This is a genomic window from Actinopolyspora biskrensis (assembly GCF_013408175.1).
Lineage (GTDB): Bacteria > Actinomycetota > Actinomycetes > Mycobacteriales > Pseudonocardiaceae > Actinopolyspora > Actinopolyspora biskrensis.
Window position 1 is genome coordinate 294,615 of the sequence record NZ_JACBYW010000005.1, and the last position, 24,196, is coordinate 318,810.

At 68.5% G+C, this 24,196-nt stretch carries 18 protein-coding genes and 2 tRNA genes; 14 read left to right on the forward strand and 6 right to left on the reverse strand.

Features of this window, described 5'->3' with window-relative positions:
* Positions 1-216 precede the first annotated feature (216 nt).
* A tRNA-Gly gene (locus FHR84_RS14745) sits at positions 217-288 on the reverse strand.
* A 122-nt stretch (positions 289-410) separates the two neighbouring features.
* Between FHR84_RS14745 and FHR84_RS14750 the strand changes: the two genes are divergently transcribed.
* Positions 411-484 (forward strand) — tRNA-Pro (locus FHR84_RS14750).
* Positions 485-657: 173 nt separating this feature from the next.
* Here FHR84_RS14750 and FHR84_RS14755 read toward each other — a convergent pair.
* Entirely contained in the window at positions 658-1,581 is a 924-nt protein-coding gene (locus FHR84_RS14755; RefSeq protein ID WP_179536092.1) for a ferredoxin family protein, read from the reverse strand.
* Positions 1,582-1,775: 194 nt separating this feature from the next.
* On the opposite strand from FHR84_RS14755, the gene tig reads away from it, so the two are divergent.
* The 5 genes from tig to FHR84_RS14780 all read left to right on the forward strand — a co-directional run bounded on the left by tig (position 1,776) and on the right by FHR84_RS14780 (position 7,385).
* Entirely contained in the window at positions 1,776-3,176 is a 1,401-nt protein-coding gene (gene tig, locus FHR84_RS14760) for a trigger factor (protein WP_179536093.1), read from the forward strand.
* A gap of 343 nt (positions 3,177-3,519) precedes the next feature.
* On the forward strand, positions 3,520-4,098 hold the full coding sequence (locus FHR84_RS14765) for an ATP-dependent Clp protease proteolytic subunit (RefSeq protein ID WP_179536257.1): 579 nt from the start codon (positions 3,520-3,522) through the stop codon (positions 4,096-4,098).
* 52 nt (positions 4,099-4,150) lie between these two features.
* Positions 4,151-4,783 carry an ATP-dependent Clp protease proteolytic subunit gene (locus FHR84_RS14770; protein ID WP_179536094.1) on the forward strand — a complete coding sequence of 211 codons (633 nt, stop codon included), beginning with the start codon at positions 4,151-4,153 and terminating at the stop codon, positions 4,781-4,783.
* Between the two features lie 236 nt (positions 4,784-5,019).
* Positions 5,020-6,312, forward strand: coding sequence for an ATP-dependent Clp protease ATP-binding subunit ClpX (gene clpX / locus FHR84_RS14775; RefSeq protein WP_179536095.1), 1,293 nt, complete (start codon positions 5,020-5,022; stop codon positions 6,310-6,312).
* 443 nt (positions 6,313-6,755) lie between these two features.
* Positions 6,756-7,385, forward strand: coding sequence for an alpha/beta hydrolase (locus FHR84_RS14780; protein ID WP_179536258.1), 630 nt, complete (start codon positions 6,756-6,758; stop codon positions 7,383-7,385).
* An 18-nt stretch (positions 7,386-7,403) separates the two neighbouring features.
* Here the strand turns inward: FHR84_RS14780 and fdhD are convergent, their stop codons facing one another.
* The 3 genes from fdhD to FHR84_RS14795 form a co-directional block, all read right to left on the reverse strand.
* Positions 7,404-8,249 carry a formate dehydrogenase accessory sulfurtransferase FdhD gene (gene fdhD, locus FHR84_RS14785; RefSeq protein ID WP_179536096.1) on the reverse strand — a complete coding sequence of 282 codons (846 nt, stop codon included), beginning with the start codon at positions 8,247-8,249 and terminating at the stop codon, positions 7,404-7,406.
* 158 nt (positions 8,250-8,407) lie between these two features.
* Positions 8,408-8,764 (reverse strand): peptidoglycan-binding domain-containing protein, encoded by a 357-nt coding sequence (locus FHR84_RS14790; protein WP_179536097.1) that lies wholly within the window; start codon positions 8,762-8,764, stop codon positions 8,408-8,410.
* 274 nt (positions 8,765-9,038) lie between these two features.
* Positions 9,039-9,713, reverse strand: a complete 675-nt coding sequence (locus tag FHR84_RS14795) for a maleylpyruvate isomerase family mycothiol-dependent enzyme (protein ID WP_179536098.1) — start codon at positions 9,711-9,713, stop codon at positions 9,039-9,041.
* A gap of 87 nt (positions 9,714-9,800) precedes the next feature.
* On the opposite strand from FHR84_RS14795, the gene FHR84_RS14800 reads away from it, so the two are divergent.
* Genes FHR84_RS14800 through FHR84_RS14810 form a run of 3 tightly spaced genes read left to right on the forward strand, consistent with a single transcriptional unit; the run spans position 9,801 to position 14,333 of the window.
* A complete protein-coding gene (locus FHR84_RS14800; RefSeq protein ID WP_179536099.1) occupies positions 9,801-12,452 on the forward strand; it encodes a valine--tRNA ligase in 2,652 nt (883 codons plus the stop codon).
* Between the two features lie 55 nt (positions 12,453-12,507).
* Complete coding sequence (gene folC, locus FHR84_RS14805) at positions 12,508-13,875, forward strand: bifunctional tetrahydrofolate synthase/dihydrofolate synthase (protein ID WP_179536100.1); 1,368 nt, start codon at positions 12,508-12,510, stop codon at positions 13,873-13,875.
* Positions 13,872-14,333, forward strand: a complete 462-nt coding sequence (locus FHR84_RS14810; protein WP_179536101.1) for a DUF4233 domain-containing protein — start codon at positions 13,872-13,874, stop codon at positions 14,331-14,333. Before folC ends, FHR84_RS14810 begins: the two co-directional genes overlap by 4 nt.
* 316 nt (positions 14,334-14,649) lie before the next feature.
* Here the strand turns inward: FHR84_RS14810 and FHR84_RS14815 are convergent, their stop codons facing one another.
* Entirely contained in the window at positions 14,650-15,750 is a 1,101-nt protein-coding gene (locus FHR84_RS14815; protein WP_179536102.1) for a zinc-binding dehydrogenase, read from the reverse strand.
* 232 nt (positions 15,751-15,982) lie between these two features.
* On the opposite strand from FHR84_RS14815, the gene ndk reads away from it, so the two are divergent.
* The 5 genes from ndk to FHR84_RS14840 all read left to right on the forward strand — a co-directional run bounded on the left by ndk (position 15,983) and on the right by FHR84_RS14840 (position 23,713).
* Positions 15,983-16,399, forward strand: a complete 417-nt coding sequence (gene ndk / locus FHR84_RS14820; RefSeq protein ID WP_017973799.1) for a nucleoside-diphosphate kinase — start codon at positions 15,983-15,985, stop codon at positions 16,397-16,399.
* Positions 16,396-16,932 carry a GNAT family N-acetyltransferase gene (locus FHR84_RS14825; RefSeq protein ID WP_179536103.1) on the forward strand — a complete coding sequence of 179 codons (537 nt, stop codon included), beginning with the start codon at positions 16,396-16,398 and terminating at the stop codon, positions 16,930-16,932. The genes ndk and FHR84_RS14825 overlap by 4 nt, the downstream gene beginning before the upstream one ends.
* A gap of 189 nt (positions 16,933-17,121) precedes the next feature.
* Positions 17,122-19,095, forward strand: coding sequence for a TIGR03960 family B12-binding radical SAM protein (locus tag FHR84_RS14830; RefSeq protein ID WP_179536104.1), 1,974 nt, complete (start codon positions 17,122-17,124; stop codon positions 19,093-19,095).
* 330 nt (positions 19,096-19,425) lie between these two features.
* Entirely contained in the window at positions 19,426-20,169 is a 744-nt protein-coding gene (locus FHR84_RS14835) for a TIGR03936 family radical SAM-associated protein (protein ID WP_246300581.1), read from the forward strand.
* Positions 20,170-20,476: 307 nt separating this feature from the next.
* The gene (locus FHR84_RS14840; protein WP_246300642.1) at positions 20,477-23,713 is read left to right on the forward strand and encodes an Rne/Rng family ribonuclease; all 3,237 of its coding nucleotides are present in this window, start codon (positions 20,477-20,479) and stop codon (positions 23,711-23,713) included.
* Positions 23,714-24,196: the final 483 nt, after the last annotated feature.

Below are 24,196 nucleotides of genomic sequence, written 5' to 3' on the forward strand. Positions count from 1 at the left end.
GGTAACCCGAAAGGTTTTCTCGGAGGTGGGCGCGAACACTCAGGATGGGTGAAACAGGTTGTGTGAGCCAACCGAATTCCGGGTTCGAGGGGTGGGGCGGTCGTCACACGGGGAGCGCGCCCGTCCGGTGGAGAGGTCGAGCCGGAGGGCGGACCGGCGGACGGCACGAAAAAAGCGGTGGTCATCCCGAAGGATGGCCACCGCTTTCACCGTCCGAGCGGGTGACGGGAATCGAACCCGCATAACCAGCTTGGAAGGCTGGGGCTCTGACCATTGAGCTACACCCGCAGTGCGTCGTCCATATTACAGTAGGGGACGACGGGGAAGATCCCCGGGGGTCCCACCGATCACGACGACCGCTGGTGCCGTAGTCTAACCCTCCGAGGTAGGGTTCCCGCAACGGACCCCATCGGGGTGTGGCGCAGCTTGGTAGCGCACTCGCTTTGGGTGCGAGGGGCCGTGGGTTCAAATCCCGCCACCCCGACGTTTCGGCCGGATATCCCCCGAGGATATCCGGCTTTTTCGTTCGCGAGCCGCGGAGCCCCGGCTTCTTCCGGTGCCCGCGTGGTCCGGGCGGGCACCCGCTCGGACCGGCCGGTCGTCGCGCGAGCCGCGGAACCACTCGTGCCCACCGGGCGAACCAACCCGCGCGGCCGCTCAGCTCAACTGCCTGATCGTCCCGGCGGTCAGCGCGTGCGACTCGACGGCCTGCTTGCCGCAGCTGTTCGGACGCGGAGGTGACAGCGGGACCTCCTCGACGGGCACTCGCCAGCTGCGTCCGTCCCGGTGCGCCAGCACCACTTCGCCGGAGGTCTCCGAACGGACCCGCAGGGTCTCCTCGGAGCGTTCCCCGGTGGCCTCGCGCACAGCCAGCTCCGCCACCTGGGCGGGTTGGCTCAGCGCGGAGCGGCCCCGGCAGTGCGTGGTCGTGACCTTGCCGACCGCGGTGTCCGAGAGCACCGCGTCCACCGCGTGCGGGGTGAGGCGGGCGTAGCTGTACCCGGTGGGCAGCACCACCGCGGTCGGGGCGAAACGGTGACCACCGGTGTGTGTGGTTTCCCACAGCTGACCCCGGTGTCGCCCGGAGAACTGGTCGAGCAGCGCACGTCCCCGCAGCGCGCAGCACCGGTCCCGTCTTCCGTTGGTGCAGACCAGCAGCACCGGCTCCGCGCACGGCTCGCCCCATCCGCCGTGCTCACCGGAGGAGAGCCCCGCCAGGTCGAGATCGAGCAGTTCCGCGGGGTCGGTCAACTCCGCCCTGCGCAACCAGCTCGCCCCCGGCGCGGTGTGTGCCAGGTACGCCGTGCGCGGGAAATCGGCGCCGAGGTCCGGGTGGCGTCCGGTGCGTCGGATCAGCTGGATCCGCACTCCGCTGGCCGTGGCCAGGGACGCGAGGCGATCGCCCAGCTCCGGGTCCAGATGGCTCTGCAGCAGCGCGTCGCGTCCCCACGGTCCCGGTTGTTCCAGGCACAACCAGCTCGTGGCCACGGGCGCTGTACCGGCCGTCGGTTCCGAGAGAGTTTCGGACCACGCCGCGCACGTGCTCGGTACGGTGCCGACATTGTCCTGCGATTCCTGCACATGTCCACTCAAGCACGAGGGGGATGGGATTCGCCCGCTCGGGCGGGTTGGTACCCGGAACGGCCGCTTGCGAACTCAGGCCATAGAATCGGAGGTCAGCCCGGCGTTGAAGGAGCTCGTCCACGGTGTGCCGTGGGGTTTCTTCCAGTTGAACAGCCGGGAGCCTTTCAAGCACGTTCGCACGAGGAGACCACGTGAAGAGCACCGTCGAGCACCTGAGCCCGACGCGCGTACGGCTCAACGTCGAGGTGCCGTTCGACGAGCTCAAGCCGAACTTCGACCGCGCGTACAAGGAACTGGCCAAGCAGGTCCGGATCCCTGGCTTCCGTCCCGGCAAGGTTCCGGCCAAGGTGCTGGAGAGCCGGATCGGCCGTGGACCCGTGCTCGACGAGGTCGTCAACGAGGCCGTTCCCTCCAAGTACTCGGAGGCCGTGACCAGCAGCGAGGTCCAGGCACTGAGTCGACCGGAGATCGAGGTCACCAACATCGTCGATGGTGAGCAGATCGAGTTCTCCGCCGAGGTCGACGTGCGGCCGGACCTGACTGTGCCCGCCTACGACGAGCTGGCCGTGAGCGTGGATGACCAGGAGGTCACCGAGCAGGACGTCCAGGAACAGCTGGACGAGCTGCGCGCCCGGTTCGGAACGCTCGTAGGGGTGGACCGTCCGGCGGCCAACGGCGACTACGTCAGCATCGACCTCTCGGCCACGGTCGACGGCCAGCAGGTCGAGGACGCGCAGACCAGCGGCCTTTCCTACGAGGTCGGTTCGGGCGAGCTCATCGACGGCATCGACGATGCGCTGACCGGTACGAGCGAGGGGGAGACCAAGAACTTCACCACCACGCTCGTGGCCGGGGAGTACGCGGGCCGGGAGGCCGAGGTCGAGGTGAAGCTGAACTCGGTCAAGGAGCGGCAGCTTCCCGAGGCGGACGACGAGTTCGCCCAGATGGCCAGCGAGTTCGACACCATCGACGAGCTCCTCGCCGATCTGCGCGAGCGGCTCGGCCGCGTCAAGCGGATGCAGCAGGGGATGCAGGCCAGGGACAAGGTCCTCGAGACCCTGCTGGAGCAGGTCGAGGTTCCGCTGCCGGAGAGCGTGGTTCAGTCAGAGGTCGAGGCTCGCGAGCACGACGCGATCCACCCGTACGACCACGACGAGCAGCGTTTCGTCGAGTCGCTGCAGGAGCAGGGCAAGACCCGCGAGGACTTCGACGCCGAGACGCGTCAGGAGGCCGAGCAGGCGGTCAAGACGCAGCTGGTGCTGGACACCATCGCCGACAACGAGGAGATCTCGGTCTCGGACAACGAGCTCACCGAGCGGATCATCTACCAGGCGCAGCAGTCGGGGATCAGTCCGGACCAGTACGTCCAGCAGATCCAGCAGTCCGGGCAACTGGGACGCATCTACTCCGACATCAGGCGCAGCAAGGCGCTGTTCTCGGTCGTCCGTCAGTCCACTGTCACGGACTCGGAGGGCAACGCCCTGGACATGGACGAGCTGCTCGGTACGCAGGACGAGGGCGATCAGCAGCCGGAACAGGTCGAGGGCGAGACGGTCGAGCAGGAGGAGCGGGACGCCGCGCAGCAGCAGTGATCGTGCGTGGCGGTTCGCCGGTCGGATGAACTCGACTCCGGCTCGGCGGACCGGACCTTTGGCGAAGACGGTCCCGCGGGATCGCGGACGCGTTCTCGCGACGCGTCGTTCCCGAAAAGGTCCTAAAGCTCTCAGCGAACGTGGGCGGCACCGGGAAGCTGGTGCCGCCCACGTTCGTTAGGGTCGGTTGTAACGGATCACCCGGACTCCGGCACTTCCGGTAACGGGCAACACTTCGAGCGGCCCGGTCAGACGACGTGCCTACCGGGTCCATTGTGGAAGAAGGCAGGGAGACGTGACCCAGGAACAGACTGTTCAGGCGTTCGACGCGCAGTCACCGCAGATGCGGACCGGTAGCAACGGGCTCTCGCTGAACGACTCGGTATACGAGCGGCTGCTGCGGGAACGCATCATCGTCCTCGGCTCCCAGGTCGAGGACACCATCGCCAACCAGATCTGCTCGCAGATGCTGCTGCTGGCGGCGGAGGACCCCGAACGCGACATCGCCCTCTACATCAACTCGCCCGGTGGTTCGGTTCCGTCGGGCATGGCCATCTACGACACGATGCAACTCATCAAGCCGGACGTGGCCACGGTGGCGATGGGCTTCGCGGCCTCGATGGGGCAGTTCCTGCTGTCGGCCGGTGCGAAGGGCAAGCGCTTCGCCCTGCCGCACGCCCGGGTGCTGATGCACCAGCCCTCCGCCGGACTTGGGGGGACCGCCTCGGACATCGCGATCCAGGCCGATGTGTTCTCCAGGCAGAAGCAGGAGATGGCCGAGTTGATCGCCGGACAGACCGGCCAGACGGTCGAGAAGATCATCCAGGATTCCGACCGCGACCGCTGGTTCACCGCCGACGAGGCGCTCGAATACGGCTTCGTGGACCACATCGCCAACCGCGCGAACCTGCCGAGCAGCTGATCGCGCGAACCAGCCAGTCCTGTCGGCATCACAGTCACGAGGAGTCACCGACGTGAGCTCATTCCAGACACCCCAGGCCCGGTATATGGTGCCCTCGTTCACCGAGCGCACCACGTACGGAGTCAAGGAGTCGAACCCGTACTACAAGCTGTTCGAGGAACGGATCGTGTTCCTCGGGGTGCAGGTCGACGACGTCTCGGCCAACGACATCATGGCGCAGTTGCTGTACCTGGAGTCCGACGATCCGGACCGCGAGATCCAGCTCTACATCAACTCGCCCGGCGGTTCGTTCACCGCGCTGATGGCGATCTACGACACCATGCAGTACGTGCGCCCCGACATCCGCACGGCCTGCCTCGGTCAGGCGGCCTCGGCCGCGGCCGTGCTGCTCGCCGCGGGCACCCCCGGCAAGCGCATGGCGTTGCCGAACGCGCGTGCGCTGCTCCACCAGCCCGCGACCGAGGGCATCTACGGTCAGGTCTCCGACCTGGAGATCCAGTCCAACGAGGTGCAGCGGATGCGTAAGCTCATGGAGTCCACGCTCGCCACGCACACGGGGCGCTCGCAGGAGCAGATCCACCAGGACGTGGAGCGGGACCTGATCCTGCCCGCCGAGCAGGCCAGGGAATACGGTCTGATCGACGAGGTCATGCCGTACCGCAAGCTTTCGAACAAGAAGTCCTGAACGCGGCCGACACGCCGAGCACGCCGGTGGTGCCGACGTGCTCGGCATCGGCGAGGCAGGATGTTGATCAGGTGGCCCGACCGGTCCGGGGACGACCGAGCCGCGGTGGTGAGCTGCTCGGGCGACGTTTCTCCCCGCGACCGGGATATGGCGGGTACCGTCGTGTGCAGAACCGACGTCGAACAACAGGCTAGGCGCGTGCTCAGCGGCGCGCCGGAGGGGACGAGGTCAGCGGCATGGCACGTATCGGTGACGGCGGCGACCTGCTGAAGTGCTCCTTCTGCGGGAAGAGCCAGAAGCAGGTGAAGAAACTCATCGCCGGCCCCGGCGTGTACATCTGTGACGAGTGCATCGACCTCTGCAACGAGATCATCGAGGAGGAGCTCGCCGAGTCCGGAGAGGTCAAGCTCGACGAGCTTCCCAAACCGGGTGAGATCCACGATTTTCTCGACCAGTACGTGATCGGGCAGTCCGCTGCCAAGCGCAACCTCTCGGTGGCCGTCTACAATCACTACAAGCGGATCCAGGCCGGCGAGCAGCAACAGCAGAGCGGCCGTGAGGCCAAGGACGAGAAGATCGAGCTGGCCAAGTCCAACATCCTCATGCTCGGTCCCACCGGCTGTGGCAAGACCTACCTGGCGCAGACGCTGGCCAAGATGCTCAACGTGCCGTTCGCCATCGCCGACGCCACCGCGCTGACCGAGGCGGGCTACGTCGGTGAGGACGTCGAGAACATCCTGTTGAAGTTGATCCAGGCCGCCGACTACGACGTCAAACAGGCCGAGAAGGGCATCGTCTACATCGACGAGGTCGACAAGATCGCCCGTAAGAGCGAGAACCCCTCGATCACCAGGGACGTCTCAGGGGAGGGCGTTCAGCAGGCGCTGTTGAAGATCCTGGAGGGCGCCACCGCGAGCGTTCCGCCGCAGGGCGGCCGCAAGCATCCCCACCAGGAGTTCATCCAGATCGACACCACGAACGTGCTGTTCATCGTCGCGGGTGCCTTCGGCGGTCTGGAGGACATCGTCGAGGACCGGATCGGCAAGCACAGCGTCGGTTTCGGTGCCGACCTGCGTTCCAAGGCCGAGGTCGACTCGGCGGACCACTTCGCGGAGGTGCTGCCGGAGGACCTGATCAAGTACGGGCTCATTCCCGAGTTCATCGGCAGGTTGCCCACCGTCGCCAGTGTTACCAACCTGGACAAGTCCGCGCTGGTCAAGATCCTGACCGAGCCACGCAACGCCCTGATCAAGCAGTACACCCGGCTGTTCGAGCTGGACGGTGTGGAACTCGAGTTCACCCAGGCCGCGCTGGAGTCCATAGCGGACCTGGCGATCGCGCGGGGCACCGGTGCCCGCGGTTTGCGGGCGATCCTGGAGGAAGTGCTACTCCCGGTGATGTACGACATCCCGAGCCGTTCGGACGTCGCGAAGGTGGTCATCACCGAACGGACCGTCCAGGAGAACGTGAACCCCACCATCGTCGCCCGGCAGAGCAGCCGGCACGAGCGGCGAGAGAAGTCGGCCTGAACGACTGAGGGTCGGCGGCTCGGTTTGCTCGGGTGGTTGCGTGGCGGAACCTCTCGCGGGCTCTCGCTGCGGGTGCCCCGACATCGGGTAGCCACCCCTACACGACGTCGGGGCCGTCCTCGCGAGAGCACCACGAGAGAACCCGCGGCGGTGCCGATCGCTCAGGCTGGTAAGCGCCTGCGTTGGGCTGAGCCCTTGGTCGGGAGTTCCTGACCGGGTCTTGGCGGTGCCGGTTGCCTGGGGGAATGTTTCGGCGCCGCCGCGCCGAGGAAGAGCCCGGTCGATGATTCGGCTGGAAGGCCTCGGTGAGCTACTTTCCTCCGTCGGGGGACATGTCGTCGTTTCCGCGTGTGTCGTCCGCGTGGTTCCCCGGCATGGGGGATCATCGGTGTCACGTGACCATCGTGATCACCGATGTTGGGGAGGGGCGTGCTGTGAGCGACATGCACGTTTTGCTGGTGCACGGATTCGGTGGTTCCGGGCCGTGGCACTGGCAGCAGTGGCTCAGCGGTCGGCTGGCCGAGCGCGAAGTCTCGTGTGAGCTGCCCGCGCTTCCGGACCAGGATCATCCGGAACTGGACCGGTGGTTGGCCGTGCTGCGCGCGCGGCTGGACAGCGTTCCCGCCGAGGACGAACTGGTGGTGGCCGCCCATTCGTGCGGGGCGGCGCTCTGGCTGCACCACGCGGCCACCATCGCGGGCAGGGCCAGGCGAGCCGACCGGGTTCTGCTGGTCTCCCCGCCGGGGCCGGACTGGCGTCACCCCGACGTGCGGGGAGTCGCGCCGTACCCGGTGGACGCCCACGCGCTGCGTCGTGCCGCCGGGTCGACCCGGCTGGTGATCGGTTCGGGGGATCCGTACCTGTCGGTTCAGGACGGGCACTGGTTGGCGGAGACCCTGCGGGTGGAGATGGACGTGCTCCCGGACGGGGAGCACCTCAACACCGACGCGGGGTACGGACCCTGGCCCGCCGTGCTGCGCTGGACGCTGCACGGCAGTACTCCGCTGGCGGACAGGTTCGAGACGGAGCCGAACACCTTCGGCGCTTCGTCCGGTGCTTTCCGGCTGGTGTGAGCGCGGCGCTCCCGGGAGTCAGCCGGTGGGGACGTTCTCGTCGACGACGAGACGCTCCGCTCCGGTGTAGACGTTCATCGAGCTTCCGCGCAGGAACCCGACCAGGGTGATTCCCTGCTCCTCGGCGAGTTCGACGGCCAGCGAGGAGGGTGCGGAAACGGCGGCCACGAACGGGACACCGGCCATGGCCGCCTTCTGCACCAACTCGAAGGACGCCCTCCCCGAGAGCATGAGCACGCTGCCGCGCAGCGGCACGCTCCCGTCGAGCAGCGCCCTTCCGAGGACCTTGTCCACGGCGTTGTGCCTGCCCACGTCCTCGCGGACGGCGAGCGGTTCTCCGGCTGAGTCGAACAGTCCCGCGCCGTGCAGGCCTCCGGTGCTGGAGAAGACGCGCTGCGCGGTGCGCAGCCTGTCCGGGAGCTCGACGAGGGTCTCCGTCCGGACCCGCAGCGGGTCCTGCTCCGGGGGGTGGGCGCTGCGCAGCCGGACCGCGTCGAGCGCGGCCTTGCCGCAGACCCCGCAGGACGAGGTGGTGTAGAAGTTGCGCTCCACCGAGTTGTCCGGCGGCGGGACTCCGGGGGCCAGCTGGACGTCGAGCACGTTGTAGGTGTTGCGCCCGTCGGGGCCGGGGCTGTCGCAGTAGCGAGCTCCCGCCACGTCGGTGTGGTCGCCGATCACGCTCTCGGTGAGCAGGAAGCCGTGTGCGAGCTCCACGTCGTGGCCGGGGGTGCGCATGGTGACGGTGAGCGGTTTCGAGCTCAGCCGGATCTCCAGCGGTTCCTCGGCCGCGAGGGTGTCGGGACGGGTGGTTCCGCCGTTCGGTCCGATGCGCAGCACGGGCCTGCGTACCGTGATCCGTCCCATGTGGGGGGCCTCCCATCCAGCTCTTCGAGCCATCACCGGCGTCGCGGAGGCACAGCATAACTCCCACGTCGTTCACGCGGCGTGTCCGAGGCAAGCCGGGCGGACGCTGCGGGGGAGTTCACCGGGAGCGTTCGTGCGGAACACTCCCGGCGCACTGATCACCAGGTGCAGAAACCGAGCTGTCCCCAGGTCTCGGGGCCGGTGATCCCGTCGACCTGCAGGCCGTACCAGCTCTGGAAGTTGATTACCGCTGCCTCGGTCTTCGGGCCGTACGCACCGTCCACGAACAGGTCCGGTCCCTTGACCTCGTAGGAGTAGTCGTTCAAAGCGCGCTGCAACGCGACGATCATCTCGGCGTTGTCGCCGCGCGAGTAGGTGGGCGGGCACTGCGCGACGGCTGTCAGCCGAGCAGCGCTCTGCCGGGACTCCTCGGAGCTTTGCGCGGCGGCGGTAGCGGTGGCGGGCGCGAGGACCAGCAGCGGCAGCATGACCGCCAGCGACAGGATTCGTCTCATCGGTTCTCCCAGTCGAGTCGAGATTCCGCTCGACATCGACGATCAGTCGAGCGGACTCGGACTCTAGCGAGGGGATTGCCGGAGCGGATCCGCTGTTCGGTCGATTCGACGCGCTCGGGTGGGAGGGGAGGACCGGAGGTCCGTGTCACCGTGATCCTCGTCCAGCCGCTCGGGAAGCGCCCGGTGCGGTTCCGGATCCGACCGGATTCCGGCCGCGAGGAGTGCTTCGCCGGTCCAGCGCTCCTCGCGATCGGAGGAGTTCACGGCACGTCGCTCACGGCCACGGGCCGAGTTCGGGGAGCGGGCCGCCGCTCGGGACCTGCTGCGGAGTGCGCCCCGCCAGCCAACACGCGATCGAGTGACAAGACCCCTCGATCTTGTGAGTGGGGGAGTTGCCCACCTCCCACGTCCGGTCCAGCTCCCGCGGGGCGAGCACCACCTCGGAGCCCTCCAGCCGCGGCAGCAGGAAGTCGATCGCGTGGGCGCAGAACTCGGACGACCAGCTCTGCTCGGTCCGGTCGAGATCGAGGTCGATCATGTGTATCTCCAGCTCACGCCAGCGGCACAGCACCAGGTCGGCGACGGTGCCGTCGCGGAAGCGCACCGGCCGCTGCCAGTCCTGCTCGGCCACCGAGTCCCAGACGATCTCCAGCTGCGCGTGCGAGGTGGCCAGCTGCTGCACCAGCCCGATCGCGTCCTGGCGCGCGTCGCGTTCGATCGCCTCGTCCCGGTCGCCGTCGGGGTACGGGTCCACCAGTTCCCCGCGCCCCGCGGCGCTGGTCATGTTCGCCAGCGAGATCGCGTTGTTCGCCAGATGAGCGACCACGTGCGCGCGGGTCCAACCGGGCAGTCTGGACCCGGTATGGAAATCCTCGGGTTCCAGCTCGCTGACCAGGTCCAACAGTTCGTGATGACCTTCCCTTACCCGGTCGAGAACGGCTTCGTTCATGGTTCGCGGGCCGCCTTCCACGCTCGGATCCGCCGTTGAGGCCTAGCACCGTACAAGCATGCCCGACGGGGTTCGTAGAATCCCGGTGTGACACAGACGAGCCCAGCAGCACAGCCCCGTGAACTTCCGTCGACCTGGAACCCGGCCGACGTAGAGGCCGAGCTGTACCAGCGCTGGGTAGACGCCGGCTACTTCGAGGCGGACCCCCACAGTGATCGTCCGCCGTTCTCGCTCGTCATCCCCCCGCCGAACGTGACGGGGAGCCTGCACATCGGCCACGCGTTCGAGCACACGCTGATGGACCTGCTCACGCGGCGCCGCAGGATGCAGGGCTACGAGGCGCTCTGGCTGCCCGGCATGGACCACGCCAGCATCGCCGTCCAGGCGTTGGTCGAGCGCCAGCTGCAGGACGAGGGCATCGACCACCGCGAGCTCGGTCGGGAGAAGTTCCTCGAACGGGTGTGGCAGTGGAAGGAGCAGCACGGCGGGTCGATCCTGTCCCAGATGCGCCGCCTCGGTGACGGGGTGGACTGGAGCCGCGAACGATTCACCATGGACGCGGGCCTGTCCAGAGCCGTCAACACGATGTTCAAGCGCCTCTACGAGGACGGGTTGATCTACCGCGCGGAACAGCTGGTCAACTGGTCGCCGGAGATGCGCACCGCGATCTCGGACATCGAGGTCGAGCACCGCGAGGTCGAGGGCGAGCTCGTGACGATGCGCTACGGCGACGGCGACTCGGCCCTGGAAGTGGCCACCACGCGGGTGGAGACCATGCTCGGTGACACGGCAGTGGCCGTGCACCCGGAGGACGAGCGCTACAAGCACCTGATCGGCACGGAGATCGAACTGCCGCTGGCCGGACGCGGCATCCCGATCGTGGCCGACGAGCACGTCGATCCCGAGTTCGGCAGCGGTGCGGTCAAGGTCACTCCGGCGCACGACCCCAACGACTTCGAGATCGGGCGCCGCCACGACCTGCCGATGCCGACCGTCATGGACGAACGCGGCCGCATCGCCGACACGGGCACGCGGTTCGACGGGATGGACCGCTTCGAGGCGCGCGAGGCCGTGCGCGAGGCGCTGCGCGCGGAGGGGCGCATCGTCGCCGAGAAGCGTCCCTACGTGCACAGCGTCGGGCACAGCTCCCGCTCCAAGGAGCCGATCGAACCCCGCCTGTCCATGCAGTGGTTCGTCAAGGTCGGCCCGCTGGCGAAAGCAGCGGGGGACGCCGTGCGCGACGGCCGTGTCGAGGTGCACCCGCCCGAGATGGCCAAGCGCTACTTCGACTGGATCGACAACCTGCACGACTGGGCTATCTCCCGGCAGATGTGGTGGGGCCACCGCATTCCGATCTGGTACGGGCCGAACGACGAGGTCGTCTGCGTCGGGCCGGACGAGCGGCTCCCGGAGGGCGAGGGGTGGCGCCAGGACGAGGACGTGCTGGACACGTGGTTCTCCTCCGGGCTGTGGCCGTTCTCCACGATGGGGTGGCCCGACGACACGCCGGACCTGCGCAAGTTCTACCCGACGAGCGTGCTGGTCACCGGCTACGACATCCTGTTCTTCTGGGTCGCCCGGATGATGATGTTCGGTCTCTACGGCATGTCCGACCGCGCGCCGGAGGAGGCGGTGCCGTTCCGCCGGATCGCGCTGCACGGCATCGTCCGGGACAAGCACGGCAAGAAGATGTCGAAGTCCTCCGGCAACACCGTGGACCCGTTGCAGTGGATCGACACCTACGGCACCGACGCCGTGCGCTTCACCCTGGCCAGGGGCGCCAACCCCGGCGCTGACGCGCCGATGAGCGACGAGTGGGTCGCCGGGGCGCGCAGCTTCGTGACCAAGCTGTTCAACGCGACCAAGTTCGCGCTCGGCAAGGATGCCTTCGCCCCCGAAAGGCTGCCGGGCCGGGAGAGGCTGACCGACGCCGACCGCTGGATCCTCGACCGCTGCGACGCGCTGGTCACCGAGGTGGACGAACTCCTGGAGGACTTCCAGTTCGCCAAGTCCGTCGAGGCGCTGTACCACTTCACCTGGGACGAGTTCTGCGACTGGTACGTGGAGCTGTCCAAGGTCCAGCTCGACGAGGGCGGTGAGCGGGCCGAGTCGACCAGGGCGGTGCTCGGCAGGGTTCTCGACGTGCTGCTGCGCCTGCTGCATCCGACGGTTCCCTTCGTCACCGAGGCGCTGTGGACGGCACTGACCGGGCGGGAGTCCGTCGTGATCGCCGAGTGGCCGACCCCGGAGGGGAACCCGGTGGACACGGCGGCCGCCGAGCGGATCGACGCGGTCCGTAGGCTGGTCACCGAGATCCGTCGGTTCAGGGCCGACCAGGGGCTGAAACCGAACCAGAAGGTCGCGGCCGAGCTGGACGGAATCGAGGCGGTCGGCATCGCCGATCACGCGGCCGCGATCCGCACGTTGGCCAAGCTCACCGAGCCGGGAACCGATTTCAGCGCCTCCTCCTCGATGCGGGTGGGCCTGCAGGACGGTGAGGTCTCCGTGGGGGTCGACCTCTCGGGAGCCGTCGACATCGCCGCCGAGCGCAACCGCCTCGCGAAGGACCTGGAGGCGGCCGAGAAGGAGCTGGCCGGAACCGAGCAGAAACTGAACAACCCGTCGTTCACCGAGAAGGCTCCCGCGGAGGTCGTGGACAAGATCCGCTCCCGGCGGGAGAGTGCGCTCGCCGAGATCGAGCGCATCAACACCCGGCTGGAGTCGCTTCCGGAGGCGTGAGCGTGTCGTGGTGCGGGGACCGGACGGTGCCCGCACCGGGAGGAGAGTGTTATTCGTGGCCGACTCCGAGCCCGGCGAGCTGCAGGAACTGCGGGTCGTCGAGTCCGAGCTCAACGAGCGCTGGCCGGAAACCAAGATCGAGCCCTCACTGGAGCGGATCAGGGCACTGACCGACCTGCTGGCCGAGCCGCAGCGGGGGTACCCGGTCGTGCACGTCGCGGGGACCAACGGGAAGTCCTCGACGGCGCGGATGGTCGACGCGCTGATGACCCGGATCGGATTGCGCGTCGGGCGCTACAGCAGCCCGCACCTGCAGCTGGTCACCGAGCGGATCAACATCGACGGAGGTCCGATCAGTCCCGGTGCCTACGTCGAGGCCTACCGGGACATCGCCCCCTACGTCTCCATCGTGGACTCCAACAGTGAGGTCCCGATGAGCAAGTTCGAGGTGCTGACCGGCATGGCCTTCGCGGCCTTCGCCGAGGCCCCGGTGGAGACCGCGGTGCTGGAAGTCGGACTCGGGGGCGGATGGGACGCGACCAACGTGGCCGACGCCCAGGTGGCCGTGCTGTGCCCGGTATCCCTGGACCACGCCGAGTACCTCGGGTCCGACATCGCCGAGATCGCCGCGGAGAAGGCCGGGATCATCAAGCAGGACTCGGTGGTGGTGATGGCCTCCCAGAGCGAGGAGGCGCAGGACCCCATCCTGCGCAAGGTCGCGGAGATGGACGCGACGGTCGCGCGTCAGGGCCAGGAGTTCGGCGTGCTGGAGCGCACCGTCGCGGTGGGCGGGCAGATGCTGCGGCTGCAGGGGCTCAGCGGGATCTACGAGGACGTCTTCCTCCCGGTCCACGGGGAGCACCAGGCCCACAACGCCGCGCTCGCGCTCGCCTCGGTGGAGGCCTTCTTCGGCGCGGGATCGGAGCGGCAGCTCGACATCGAGCAGGTCAGGGACGCGTTCGCCGGGGTGGTTACCCCGGGCAGGCTCGAACGGGTCCGCGCGGCGCCGACCGTGCTGGTCGACGCCGCGCACAACCCGCACGGCGCGCGGGCGCTGGCCGACGCGGTCAGCGCCGAGTTCTCGTTCCGCAGGCTGGTCGGTGTCGTCGGCGTCATGGCCGACAAGGACGCCAGGGGCATCCTCACCGAACTGGAGCAGGTGATCGAGGAGCTCGTCGTCACCCGCAACTCCGCTCCGCGCTCCATGGAGCCCGACGACCTCGCCGCGCTGGCCGAGGAGCTGTTCGGCAGGGAGCGGGTGCACGTCGAACCCAGGCTGGACGACGCCGTGGCGTCCGCGATCAGCCTCGCCGAGCACACCAGCGATCCGAGCGACTCCATCTCGGGAGCCGGGATCGTGATCACCGGTTCGGTGGTGACGGCGGGTGAGGCACGCGCCCTGTTCGGCAAGGAGCCGGTGTGAACGAGGGACGCGCGGATGACGCGGAGGAGGCCGAACGCCGTCGGGGACTTCCGGAGGCCCCCGAGGAGGTGCGCGACCCGTGGAAGGGGTTGCGCGGTGTCATGGCGGGGACGCTGGTCCTCGAGTTCATAGTGTTCGGGCTCGCGCTGCCGGTCGTCTGGCAACTCGGGTCCGGCGCGAGCAGCGTCGGATTCGCCGTGGTGGCCGTGCTGACCGTGCTGCAGCTGTTCGCGGCGTTCGTGCAGCGCCGCCGCTGGGGACTCGGCGCGGCGCTGGTACTGCAGCTGTGCATGATCGGGTGCTTCCTCGTGCACCCGGCCATCGGGATCATGGGGTTGATCTTCGCCGGAGTCTGGGGCTACGTGCTGTACCTGCGGCACGACGTGGCCAAGCGGATGCGTGAGGGGAGGTTGGCCGATCAGCTCGGCCATCCTCCCGGACATCCGCCGCAGCGGTGAGGACTCGGAGAGTGCACGGATCGGCCTGCTCGGGTGCTTCCGGGGGGAACCCCAGAGCCCCCGGCGGTGCGAGTGGCTCGGGGTGGAAAGCGGCTGTGCGCTTGCCCGCCGACCGCCCCGGCCGAGCGAGTGCTCGCCCTGTCCGCGCTCCCCCAGGGCGGCGGATTCAGGTTCGCCGTCATCCGGGGCTGCGCTGGCGTCACCCGCTCGACTGGCACGGAGAGCGTCCCGAGACCGGGGACCGCTCACGAACAGGCGGTAGGTTCCACCGAGCGAGCGGTCCCGGCAACCGGAGCGGAAACCGCGGTCGGGCCACTCAGGCCACGTCGATGACCGCGCGGCCCCTTATCTCCCCGCGATCCAGCGCCGTGAACGCCTCCTCGGCCTCGTCCAGGGAGTAGTGCCTGCTCACCGCGTCCTGCGGGCGCAGCAGTCCACGTGCCACCAGGTCCAGCAACACCGGCATGTCCCGGCGCGGTTTGGCTCCGTAGGACCCCTTCACCTGGAGTTTGCGCCGGGCGATGGTCGCCAGGTTCAACTCGCCGACGGTTTCGGGCGGAGCGATTCCGACCACGACGACCTGGCCGCCCTCGACGACCGAGTCCCGTGCGACCTCGAAGGTCGCCCGTGAGCCGAGCGCCTCGAAGGCGACGTCGACACCGCGTCCTCCGGTGAGTTCGCGGATCGCGGTGGGCGCGTCCGTCTCGCTCGAGTTCACGGTGCTGGTCGCGCCCAGCTGCCTGGCCGCTTCGAGCTTGTCCTCCCCGATGTCCACGGCGATGACCTCTCCCGCTCCGAAGACGCGGGCCAGCTGGATCAGCGCCGAACCGACACCACCCGCGGCGATCACGGCGACCGTGTCCCCGACCCGGACGTCAGCCGCGTGCCGCAGGGCGCCGTAGGCCGTCATCGTCGAGCAGCCGACCGCGGCCACGTCCGAGAGCTCGACCCCGTCCGGAACCCGGTACACCGAGGTGGCCGGGGTGACCGTGCGCTGGGCGAGTCCGCCCATCGAGTACATCCAGACCGGCTCGCCGCCCGGGCGGGACAACCTGCTCCTGCCGTCGTAGAGCTGGCCCTTCGCCCTGTTGTAGGCGAAGAAGTCCAGGCAGATCTCCTCCTCGCCCGCCGCGCACCGCGCGCAGCGCCCGCACGGCATGATGAAACTGGTGACCACGCGGTCCCCGGGGGAGAGCCCGCTCACCGCGCGTCCCACATCGCTGACCGTTCCCGCGACCTCGTGACCCAGCACGGCCGGAGTGGGGAACGGCAGCTCGCCCTTGCGGACGTGCAGGTCCGAATGGCAGGCGCCGCAGGAGGCGACTTCGATGGTCACCTCGTCGTCGGCCGGGGCCGCGTGCTCGATGTCCTCCAAACGCAGCGGCTCGTTCACGGCGGTGTGTACGGCGGCGCGCATACCTGAACTCCTCACCACTCGGGCGACAGACCAGTTGGTCGGTACATCATCGGGGAAGCTACCGCGACAGCCGCGCGCGGACCACCCCTGAGAGCGCGACCGGTTCGGGTGGGAGTCCGTGTGGCTCGCCCCCTCGAGTGGGAGGAGTTCGTGACGAATACCCTTGACACGGGAGGAATCCCGGCGTTGTCGACCGGGTCCGCAGCGACCCCGGACTTCTAGGAGAAACCCGTTGAGCGAGCGCACTCTCGTCCTCGTCAAACCCGATGGCGTCGAGCGAGGCCTGGTCGGTGAGGTGATCAGCCGGATCGAGCGCAAGGGGCTCAGGCTCGTCGCTCTGGAAATGCGCCACGTCGATCAGCAGCTCGCCGAGCAGCACTACGCCGAGCACGACGGGAAACCGTTCTTCAACTCGCTGCTGGAGTTCATCACCTCCGGCCCCGTGGTCGCCGCCGTCGTGGAGGGTCCGAAGGCCGTCGCGGCCTTCCGGCAGATCGCCGGTGGAACGGACCCGGTCGAGAAGGCGGACGCGGGGAGCCTGCGCGGCGACTACGGTCTCGAAGTGCAGTACAACCTCGTGCACGGTTCCGACTCCGCGGAGTCGGCCGAACGCGAGCTCAAACTCTGGTTCCCGGATCTGCAGGCATGAGCGAAGAGGAATTCATCACCGGCCCCCACCGGGTCGATCAGCCGCACCCCGAGCTGCCCCAGGCCCTGGCCGATCTGCTCGGCAGGGTGACCGTCGCGGGCGGTGCCACCGGGTTCACGGCGGACACCGAGCTGGAAACGCTCACGGCCACGGCCCAGCGCGTCGTCGACGACGCCTCCACGCGGCCGAAGCGGCGGCACATCCTCACCGCGGGCAAGCAGCACACGCTCGCGGGAGCGGTGATTCTGCGCGTGGGCGAGTTCCCGGTGGAGCGGCACCGTGCCGACATCGAGTGGTTGCTGGTCGACCCGCAGGTTTCCGAACGCGGTATCGGCGAGCAGCTGTTGGACGCGGCCGAATCACACGCCAGGGCTCTCGGGCTGACCCAGCTGACCCTGCGGATCCGCTCGGAGCCCGCCGCGGAGGAGTTCTACTCCGAACGGGGCTGGACCGAGCGGGGACGCTGGCCACGATCCCTGCGGGTGAGTGACGAGGAGTTCCGCGACGAGGTGTGGTTGACCCGCGACCTCTGAACGCCCGAAACGACGGCCGATGCGCGCGGACGAGCATCGGAAACCGGCTCGTGGGTGGGCCGGGCTCGTCCGGCCGGTTCTCCGGAGCCGTGCGCGGAGCCCCCGGCCGATGATGCGCCCTCCCGCGTGTTCGCCACGCGGGAGGGCGCACGGCTCTTTCCGCGCGGCCCGCTCGTTAAGCTTGAGGACGTGCCTGTGGAATCCGTGTACGACCGTCTGGAACCGCTGCTTTCCCGGGTGTCCAAGCCCGTTCAGTACGTCGGCGGCGAGCTCAACTCCACCGCCAAGGACTGGGACGAGGCCACCGTCCGCTGGTGCCTGATGTATCCGGACGCCTACGAGGTCGGGCTGCCCAACCAGGGCGTGATGATCCTCTACGAGATCCTCAACGAGCAGCCCGGCGTGCTCGCGGAGCGGACCTACTCCGTCTGGCCCGATCTGGAAGAGCTCATGCGTGAGCACGGGATTCCCCAGTTCACCGTGGACGCCCATCGTCCGGTCGGCGCTTTCGACGTGCTGGGGGTGAGCTTCGCGACCGAGCTGGGGTACACGAACCTGCTCACCGCGCTGGACCTCGCCGGAATCCCCCTGCACGCCCGGGACCGCACGGAACGGCATCCGATCGTGTTGGCGGGTGGACACGCCGCGTTCAACCCGGAACCGGTCGCCGATTTCGTCGACGCGGTGGTGCTCGGTGACGGTGAGCAGGCGGTGCTGGAGATCACCGGACTGGTCCGTGCCTTCAAGGAGGAGGGGAGTCCGGGAGGGCGGGCGGAGCTGTTGTCCAGGCTCGCCGCGCGCGGTGTTTACGTGCCGGGTTTCTACGACGTGCACTACGACGAGGCGGGACACATAGCCGAGGTCGTGCCGAACCGTTCGGGAGTGCCGCACCGGGTGTTCAAGCGGACCACCACGGATCTGGACGAGTGGCCCTATCCGAAGCAGCCGTTGGTTCCGACGGCGGAGAGCGTGCACGAGCGGATGAGCGTGGAGATCTTCCGCGGGTGTACGCGCGGGTGCCGTTTCTGCCAGGCCGGCATGATCACTCGTCCCGTGCGGGAGCGCTCCAACCGCGGTATCGACGACATGGTCCAGCGCGGCCTGGAGGCGACGGGGTTCGAGGAGGTCGGGCTGCTGTCGCTGAGCTCGGCCGACCACTCCGAGATCGGTGAGATCACGAAGGGGCTCGCCGACCGCTACGAGGGAACCAACACCGGGTTGTCGTTGCCCTCGACGCGGGTGGACGCCTTCAACGTCGATCTGGCCAACGAGCTCTCCCGCAGCGGCCGCCGTTCCGGTCTGACCTTCGCTCCGGAAGGAGGCAGCGAACGGATCAGACGGGTCATCAACAAGATGGTTTCCGAAGAGGATCTCATCAGGACCGTCTCCACCGCGTTCTCCAGTGGTTGGCGGCAGGTCAAGCTGTACTTCATGTGCGGGCTGCCGACGGAGGCCGACGAGGACGTGCTGCAGATCGCCTCGATGGCCAAGGAGGTCATCAGGGCGGGACGCAAGGTCTCCGGGCGCCACGACATTCGTTGCACGGTCTCGATCGGTGGTTTCGTGCCGAAGCCGCACACCCCGTTCCAGTGGGCCGCTCAGGCGGATCCGGGCACCGTCGACGAGCGGATGCGCAAACTCCGCAAGGAGATCAGCTCGGACCGTCGGTTGGGGCGCAACATCGGTGTGCGCTACCACGACGGGAAACCCTCGCTGATCGAGGGACTGCTCTCGCGCGGGGACCGCCGGATCGGGCAGGTGATCGAGCGGGTGTGGCGCTCGGGCGGGCGTTTCGACGGCTGGAACGAGCACTTCTCCTACGATCGCTGGGTCGCGGCCGCCGCCGAGGTCCTGCCGCGGTTTGGCGTGGATCTCGACTGGTTCACGACGAGGGAGCGTTCCGCGGAGGAGATCCTGCCCTGGGAGCACCTGGACTCCGGGCTGGACAAGGAATGGCTCTGGACGGACTGGCAGGATGCCCTCGAGGCGCGTGAGCAGGACGACTGCCGCTGGACGCCCTGCTTCGACTGCGGTGTGTGCCCGACCACGGGCACCGACATCGAGGTGGGCCCCTCGAACCGCCCCCTGCTTCCGATCACTCCGGTGAGCAGCGGGGCACCGGTGCGGAACACCGCGTTCGACTCCGTGGGCGGAGACGCCTGACAGGGCCCTTCCGGGCGAGTTGTTGGCCGGGCCGGGGCTTTTCCCCTCGGTGCTACCGGCGCCGGAACCTCGGTCCGGTCCGTTCGCGCGCCCCGGGAGGCTCCGCCGAGTGACCACCCACGACGAGGGAGAACAGAAAACATCGGTGAGGCTGTATGGTGCGGGACGTCCCCGGTTGGTGTCTCGTCCGGGGTCGGCTTCGTCCTCGACAAGACCACGGAGGATGCTCTGAGTCCGCAACACCAGCCTCGCCCCGCGCTTTCCACGGGGCACAGGATCCGTTTTCGGTACACGAAGCGCGGTCATCTGCGGTTCACCTCGCATCGTGACTTGGCCAGGGTCTTCGAGCGCGCGTTACGACGTGTGGGGGTGCCCGTGGCTTACTCCGAGGGGTACAGCCCGCGTCCGAGGATCTCCTGGGCCGGGGCGGCTCCGACGGGAGTGGCCAGTGAGGCGGAGTACGCCGAGGTGCAGCTCGCGCGAAACATCGCCGTGTCGGACTTGCACGAGGAGTTGCGCTCGACACTTCCCGCCGGGATGGACGTGGCGGAGATCGTGCCCGCGGAGTCGGGTTCGCTGTCCGAACGTCTGGAAGCCAGTTCCTGGCGGGTCGAGATCGAGGGAGTCGGGCCGGACGAGCTGGAGCGAGCGGTGCGGCTGCTGTTGGCCTCCGGGACCGCGGAGGTCGAACGGGTGACGAAGAACGGGCGTCGTACCCTGGATGCCAGGGCGGCGTTGGTTTCCGCCGAGGTGCGCGTTCTCGCGGATCACGGTGCACACGAAGGCACGGAGAGTGTTTATCACTCGGTCGATGCCCCTCGTGTGGACGATTGCCCGGATCGTGCACAACGATATGGGATACTTGTGATGGTTGTACGACACACTACGCCAGTCGTGCGACCCGACGACGTACTTAAGGCCCTTCGCGTCGTCGCCGACCTGCCCACACCGGGGGTTGCGCGAGCCACACGGTTGGCGCAGGGTCGGCTCGACGACGGAGGCGCGATCGCCGATCCGCTGGCCCCTGACAGGGCGGCGGCCGGAACCCGGCAAGTGGGTACCACGTTCGGGTGATGGATTCGGCGGGGACGCCGTCGACCACCGTGCGGTTTCCTGGGGTTTTGGCCAGGGGCGCAAGGGATCCAACAGAATTACCGCCACCAAGTGGCGGAGGGCAGAGAACATATGCAGACCCCCGTGTGGCCGCGTCCGCGCCGGACGCGCCCGGGGGCGAAGGAGCTGAATGTTGAACAGGGATACGTCCGCTGGAGACACCAGCGGACAATCGGTGACATCTCAGAGGGATGAGCGGGCGCAGGACGAATCCGCCAACCGGACCTTTGAAGTGCCCGCCAAGCTGCGAGTGCACGCTTTGGCGAAGATGCTGGGGGCGACCAGCCGCGAGGTCATAGCCACTCTGGGAGAGATCGGCCAGTCCGTGCGCAGTGCGCAGTCGAACATCACGCGGGAGGTCGCTCTCGAAGTGGTGCGTTCGTTGCGCCCGGAGCGGCTCGATTCCGGGCAGGGGCGTGACGAAGGCGGTGCGGACCCTGGTGACTCGAGCCGGGCGAGTACGCGGAGCACGACCGCGGAGGCCCCCCGGGCCGCTTCCGGGGGCACGGAGAGTGAACCGACACAACAGACTGAGACTAGCGGGGAGACCGGTGGGCCGAGTGACTCGGCCTCGCCGGAGACCCCCGGTACGGTGGGTGAGGAAATGGGCGCGCGCTCCGAAAAGGCGGAAAACAGGAGCGCGGAACAGGGGGACGGCGCACTGTCGCCCGCCTTCGCGGCTCCCCAGGCCATGTTCCTCGCTCCCGAGACCCGGCGGGCCGCCGAGTCCGCGGATGCGTCCGCGGAAGCTCCCGAGAGCACCGAGACGGTCGAGAGCGAGGAGGAGTCCGACTCCGCCGACGCCGTCGAGGAGGGCGAGCAGTCCGAGGGGGCGTCGACACGGCGCAGGCGGCGGCGTGGCCGCAGGGGTCGTGGCCGTGGCAGGGGAGGCGAGGGCGAGAGCGTCGAGTCCCCCTCCGAAGGCACGGTGCCGAGTGATTCCGGGGAGTACTCCGGCTCCGGGGACGAGGCCGAGGGCGGCGGCAAGACCTCCCGCGAGGACAAGAAGTCGAAGAAGGACAAGAAGGACAAGAAGTCCAAGAAGGAGAAGTCGGCCGATTCCGGCGCCGCTTCCGCTGCGCAGCAGGGCGGCCACTCCGCCGGGGGTGGAGGGGACTCGGCCGAGTCCGCTTCCGAGGCCGCCGAGCAGCCCACGGGGCAGGACGAGGACGCGGAAACGGCTTCGGCCAGCAGGCGCAGGCGCCGCAGGCGCCGTAAGAGCTCCGGTGAGTCCGAGAGCGCCGCCCGCGAGGACGACCCGCCCAACACCGTGGTGCACGTTCGCGAGAACAGCCCCGAGGGCGGGCGCCAGGAGGCCGAGGACGAGGTGCGTGCGATCAAGGGATCGACGCGTCTGGAGGCCAAGCGGCAGCGACGCAGGGACGGCAGGGAAGCCGGTCGCCGCCGGGCGCCGGTGCTCTCCGAGTCCGAGTTCCTGGCCAGGCGCGAATCCGTCGAGCGCAAGATGGTCGTGCGGGAGAGCGGGGGCCAGACCCAGGTCGCGGTCCTCGAGGACGACATCCTGGCCGAGAACTTCGTGACCTCCTCCGGGAACGGGTCGCTGGTCGGCAACGTCTACCTCGGTCGGGTGCAGAACGTGCTTCCGAGCATGGAGGCGGCGTTCGTGGACATCGGCCGGGGGCGCAACGCGGTGCTCTACGCGGGCGAGGTCGACTGGGAGTCCGCCGGTCTGGCCGGGAAGTCCCGCAGGATCGAACAGGCGCTTTCCACGGGCGACAGCGTCCTGGTCCAGGTGACCAAGGACCCGCTGGGGCACAAGGGCGCGCGGTTGACCACCCAGGTCAGTCTGCCCGGTCGTTTCCTGGTTTACGTGCCGGGCGGCGGCGCCACGGGGATAAGCCGCAAGCTGCCGGACAGCGAGCGCAAACGCCTGAAGGAGATCCTGAAGCGGATCGTTCCCGACGAGTCCGGGGTGATCATCCGCACGGCTTCCGAGGGGACGAGCGAGGAGGCCATCGACCGCGACGTGCGGCGGCTGCAGGCGCAGTGGGAGGACATCAAGGAGAAGTCCGAGGCCTCGGGCACACAGGCCCCGCAGCTGCTCTACGCCGAACCGGATCTGCTGGTCAAGGTTGTCCGCGATCTGTTCACCGAGGACTTCTCCTCGTTGACGGTGCAGGGCAACCAGGCGTGGGAGACGATCGAGTCCTACGTGCAGCACGTGGCTCCCGACCTGCTGGAGCGGTTGAACAAGCACGTGGGCAACAAGGACGTCTTCACCGAGTACCGGGTGGACGAGCAGATCGCCAAGGCCCTCGACCGCAAGGTCTGGTTGCCTTCCGGGGGGTACCTGGTGATCGATCGCACCGAGGCCATGACCGTCATCGACGTGAACACGGGCAAGTTCACCGGTTCCGGGGGGAACCTGGAGGAGACGGTCACGCGGAACAACCTGGAGGCTGCCGAGGAGGTGGTCCGCCAGCTGCGGCTGCGTGACATCGGCGGCATCGTCGTCATCGACTTCATCGACATGGTTCTGGAGTCGAACCGTGATCTCGTGCTGCGCAGGCTCACCGAGTGCCTGGGGCGGGACCGGACGCGGCACCAGGTCGCGGAGGTCACCTCGCTGGGGCTGGTGCAGATGACCCGCAAGCGGGTCGGAACGGGGCTGTTGGAGGCCTACAGCAGCACCTGCGAACACTGCCGCGGCCGTGGTGTGCTGGTTTCGAGCGAGCCGATCGATCACAGTCAGCACGGTGGTTCCGGGGGATCGCGGAAGAACAAGCAGCGCGGCAAGGCGCAGTCGTCCGAGACGTCGGGACGCCAGGCCGAGTCCTCCGCAGCGGAGGAGACGGTGCGGGATCGCGGTGGTGCCGCCGCGGAGGAGAAGCCCTCCGAGTCCGGGGAGCCCGGCAAGGAGGAGCACGCCGCGAGCCCGGGCAAGCGTTCCGAGTGGAAGCGCAAGACCGTCCGCTCCGCCGGTGACGCGGAGGCAGCCGCCACGGAGAACGGGCGGGAGAGCACCGCCGCCGAACCGGCCGCCGAGTCGGGGGCCAACGGTTCCGCGCCGGTCAGCTCCGGTTCCGCCAAGACCGAGTCGGCCAAGTCCGACTCGGGGAAGTCCGGTTCCGCCAAGACCGAGTCGGCCAAGTCCGACTCGGGGAAGTCCGGGTCCACGAAGTCGGGCTCCGCCAAGTCCGCCTCCGCCAAGGCCGGTGCTGCCGAAACAGCTCCTGCCGGGGCCGATTCCGGGGAACCGAGGAACGGGCAGCGGCAGCCTCGGGACGAGGTCGCCGAGACCGCCGGGGACTCCACGGAGGCCCCGGGACGGAGCAGGCGCAAGGTGAGCAGGCCGACGGGCAGTACCGGCTCGACCGCTCAGCCCGTCGTCGTGAACCCCGCTCCGACCTCCTCCGAGGCCTCGTCGCGGGAAGTGAGTACGGAGGAGGACTCCTCCGCCGTTTCGGCGGGGCCTGCGCGTCGTTCGAGGCGCCGCGCGGCGGGACGCGCCGCGGGGCCGCCGGTGGAACCCTCCGAGGAGTGAGATCCGCGTGGCCGGGACCCGACTGCTCCGTCGTGGTCCCGGCCCGCTGCTCGGGTCCCCGCGTGTTCGCCGCGCCCTGCGCTCCGTCGCGTCGACCGGTTCGTGCCACTCGCGGACGGACCGTGGTGCGGGACCGAATGGCGTGTCCCGGATCCGCGCCGTTGCCGCAGTTTTTGTGAAAGCAGTTCAATGAACGTATTCTTCCGCTGAAAGCTTTTCCGGATCGATCTCGGGGTTTTCATCCGGATTGTTGGCGGATGCGCGACCGTGCCGTTCCTGTCGCGGGAACGGCACGGTTTTGTTCTGTCCGGGGCCCTCCCGGTGCTTCGCGTCGTCTCCGCCGGAGGCGGGTACGCACCGTGTCGGATCTGTTCCGGCGGAGGGCCGGACTCGTGGTCGCTCACGTCGGACAACGGTGTTCCGCGCACGGGGAGCCGCGGGAGTGGCGTACTGTTTCAAAGTAGCTCATAGTGACTAATTTCA